Origin of the sequence: Pseudoalteromonas rubra (genome assembly GCF_005887115.1) — a bacterium.
GTDB lineage: Bacteria > Pseudomonadota > Gammaproteobacteria > Enterobacterales > Alteromonadaceae > Pseudoalteromonas > Pseudoalteromonas rubra_F.
In genome coordinates this window covers 1-2,943 of the sequence record NZ_PNCJ01000059.1, presented here as the reverse complement: position 1 = coordinate 2,943, position 2,943 = coordinate 1, and the positions used below count along the sequence as shown (strand labels likewise).

Genomic DNA, 2,943 nt, shown 5'->3' with positions numbered 1-2,943 from the left:
AATCAACTCTCAATTACAAAGTCGGGCCGAAATAGGAAGGGCCCTGTCGCTGCAAAACACAACATTAAACGTATCGACCGACTGCTTGGCAACCCTGATGTATAGCGACCGACTTGCTATTTACCGCTTTCATGCGCGCCTGATTTGTGGTGCTGATCCCATGCCTATCTAGATGGTCAACAGGGCCTGTGTAAGCGTCAAAGTATCGCAGGGTGTCTAAATAGCTGCACCCCAGCGTTTTGATAACAAGCACATGCAACTGATTAAATGCTTATACCAATGTAATTTTAAAACCGCATGTTATAAGAAATTACTAAACCAAAGGTTTCTTTTTACGCAAGTTTTGAACCATTTTTTCGACCCAAATGCCATCCTGATCTTTTGTAAATATACGCTCATCGTTACCTGTCTTAATGATAAAATTATTATTTCCTTGCCACTGTGCGCAATTTACTAAATCCAAGACTACGATCTGAGTTTCAATTTTTTGCTTAACAATAAAAGCCGCCTTTGCATCGCCATGAGCTTGCAAGATACTGAGACTCAGTGTTTTTTCTTTGTAATTGTTCCAATATGCGTAAATAACTTCTAGCCCATCAGGGGATAATTTTTTCAATGGGTTTACTTTTCCCCATGAACCATCGGGTTGATTTACGAAAATTACTGGCCCTGTATCGCTACTTCTTAATAGTAATTCTGAATTATTTAACCACTCGATAGACCAACGTTGGAAATCACTAGCCCCAGTATTAACCGTATATAAATTTTCGCCACCTGCATCCAGTATTGAAAGAACTAATATTCCTGAGTCACTCCGAACGGAGGCCTCACGATTTTCATCTGGCGAAGCAATACGTGTTTCTCCAGAACAACCAATCAATTTAGTAGATGCTAATAAGACAAAAATTAACGTTAAGATTCTAAATTTCATAACTAAATGGTTAGCGCCTTGCTTAACCGGCGCAAAATGGCAGGCTAAAATTAGCGACGAAGGAGCGCAAGCCTGCTGTTTTGCGTCCTTTGTGGTTAAAGCGTTTGTTATATGCCGATTTACTCAAATGCTAGTTTGTAAATAGCATACAGAGGTAAAACTACACCCCAGAGAAATACAATAAAGGGAACAATAAAACCCCATATGCCTTCTACTTCAGTAGGTTCAGTTTGCTCCCAGTTTTGTTCGGTAAAAGCAACAACGCCGAAGTCACTTTTAAACCTGTCAGCTACCTCTACACATTCAGTTTCTAGAGCATCATCGATGGCTTGTTTTAAGGCAAGGAGTCCCTCTCGATTTCCAACAATAGCATCGTCCCATGCTTCATCGTCGTATATTTTTACCCATGGCTGGTTATTCACTCAGTTTTCCTTAGACATATAACGCCTTAAGCGGAGACGCGCGTTTTTTGCGCGTACTGCAGGTTTAACTTGTTATAACGTAGCTTGCTAATAACTAGATAAACAATGCCTGACAGTAAGCCTGTTAAGCCACCTAAATAACTGGCATTGTGCATAAAACCTACACGAACAAATTGTACTGGATCAGATACGCCTGGCCTTATCCATTGTATGTATTGTGATACTGTTTGTTCGTTGACCTGATAGTAACCTAATGCAAGACCAGCAAAACCAGTTAAAAGAGCTACAACTATTACAACTAAAAATGATTTGCTTAGACTTCTTACCATTTGCCTCGGTGAATGGAACATGAAGCCGAAAAAGCCTAAGACAATAGAAACTAAAATACCCATCCACCATGTGGCTAAGGCGCCCACATAAGCAGCCCCCAAACGTGGTGCTTCATACGCCCAGGGGATGCCGAATTGCTTAAACTTGAATTGGGTAAAGTACTCTTCTGAAAATGTATAACTTATTTGGTCGTGCAGCACGCCATAAATGCCAGCTACAACAGCTGACAAAATAAGCATTTGAAAGTAAACACCTATTTTTTGGATTTTTCTCATACATTCTCCATGTTATATCGCTCCAATAAGCGGCTAATAGTAGCTTGCTAAAATTGTAATGGAAGCGAAACCGAACAAGCTGTTAGCAGCCCCATAACCTTAATGACCCGTTACACACCAATAACATAATGTATCTGAAATTTTACATTTTCTTTTTTTGTGTTGATAGAACTTATCTGAGCAACATTATCATAAATTTTTTGAAGGAATTCAGAGGGAAAATTACCTTGATATTTTAATGTTGTAGCGAAACGCTCTGAACTTTTTATTTCAATTTGCAGAAGTAATTCACCTTGCGCAGGTGACTTATAACTGTTTTTTACTGCGGCCTCCAGTTCTTTGATAAAGCCACTTAATGTTTTAATCGTTAGGTTTTTGCCTATCACACTTTCATGTGTTAGTAATTCTATACTTTTAACTATAACTGGGCCTGTTTGTGGCAGTACACCGCCTTTAGGTGTATGAGTATGAGTTGATGTATTTTGAGCTAACGAACAAAAGGGAAACAATAAAATTATTATAACTATAAGTTTACGCATGAATTTTCCTTGGCGTATAACGCCCGCACCTGAGGAATCCCCAGATAATGATATTTTAAATCAATATGATGGACACGCACGGCATTGTTTGATCTAATTTATTTCGCCAAAAACTAACCAGATAACAACACCATGCGTGATACCACCATCCTACACGATATGCTCAGAAAAAACTGCCCCCAAATCATGCTCGGCGTCTTAACTCATTAATGAATGCAACTGAAGCTTTGCTCGATAGCAATCAACTCTCAATTACAAAGCTTAGCCGAAATAGGAAGGGCCCTGTCGCTACCAAGCTCTAGGACGTCATTTAAAGGTCACTTACCTGAAATTAAAGTTATACTAAGCATAAAACAAATGAGTAACCAGCCTAAAAGCTTTACAGGGCGAAACCTATTTTGGAAAATGCAAATCAAAGGGGTGAACAGAACTAAAGAATAAATGGT

The 2,943-nt window shown here is 39.1% G+C and carries 4 protein-coding genes and 2 pseudogenes; 2 read left to right on the top strand and 4 right to left on the bottom strand.

The features are described 5' to 3' along the window. Positions 1-169, top strand: a pseudogene (locus CWB98_RS24520) (IS4 family transposase); the annotation flags it as partial. A 144-nt stretch (positions 170-313) separates the two neighbouring features. On the opposite strand, the gene CWB98_RS22905 reads toward CWB98_RS24520, so the two are convergent. From CWB98_RS22905 to CWB98_RS22890, 4 genes are all read right to left on the bottom strand, one after another. After that, the gene (locus CWB98_RS22905; RefSeq protein WP_138546910.1) at positions 314-931 is read right to left on the bottom strand and encodes a hypothetical protein; all 618 of its coding nucleotides are present in this window, start codon (positions 929-931) and stop codon (positions 314-316) included. 119 nt (positions 932-1,050) lie between these two features. Next, positions 1,051-1,353: a hypothetical protein gene (locus CWB98_RS22900; protein WP_138546909.1), complete on the bottom strand. Its 303-nt coding sequence runs from the start codon at positions 1,351-1,353 to the stop codon at positions 1,051-1,053. Positions 1,354-1,379: 26 nt separating this feature from the next. Continuing rightward, positions 1,380-1,958: a signal peptide-containing protein gene (locus CWB98_RS22895; RefSeq protein ID WP_138546908.1), complete on the bottom strand. Its 579-nt coding sequence runs from the start codon at positions 1,956-1,958 to the stop codon at positions 1,380-1,382. 110 nt (positions 1,959-2,068) lie between these two features. Continuing rightward, positions 2,069-2,497: a hypothetical protein gene (locus tag CWB98_RS22890; protein WP_138546907.1), complete on the bottom strand. Its 429-nt coding sequence runs from the start codon at positions 2,495-2,497 to the stop codon at positions 2,069-2,071. Between the two features lie 132 nt (positions 2,498-2,629). Here CWB98_RS22890 and CWB98_RS24515 point away from each other — a divergent pair. Next, positions 2,630-2,793 (top strand): annotated as a pseudogene (locus CWB98_RS24515) (IS4 family transposase); the annotation flags it as partial. Positions 2,794-2,943: the final 150 nt, after the last annotated feature.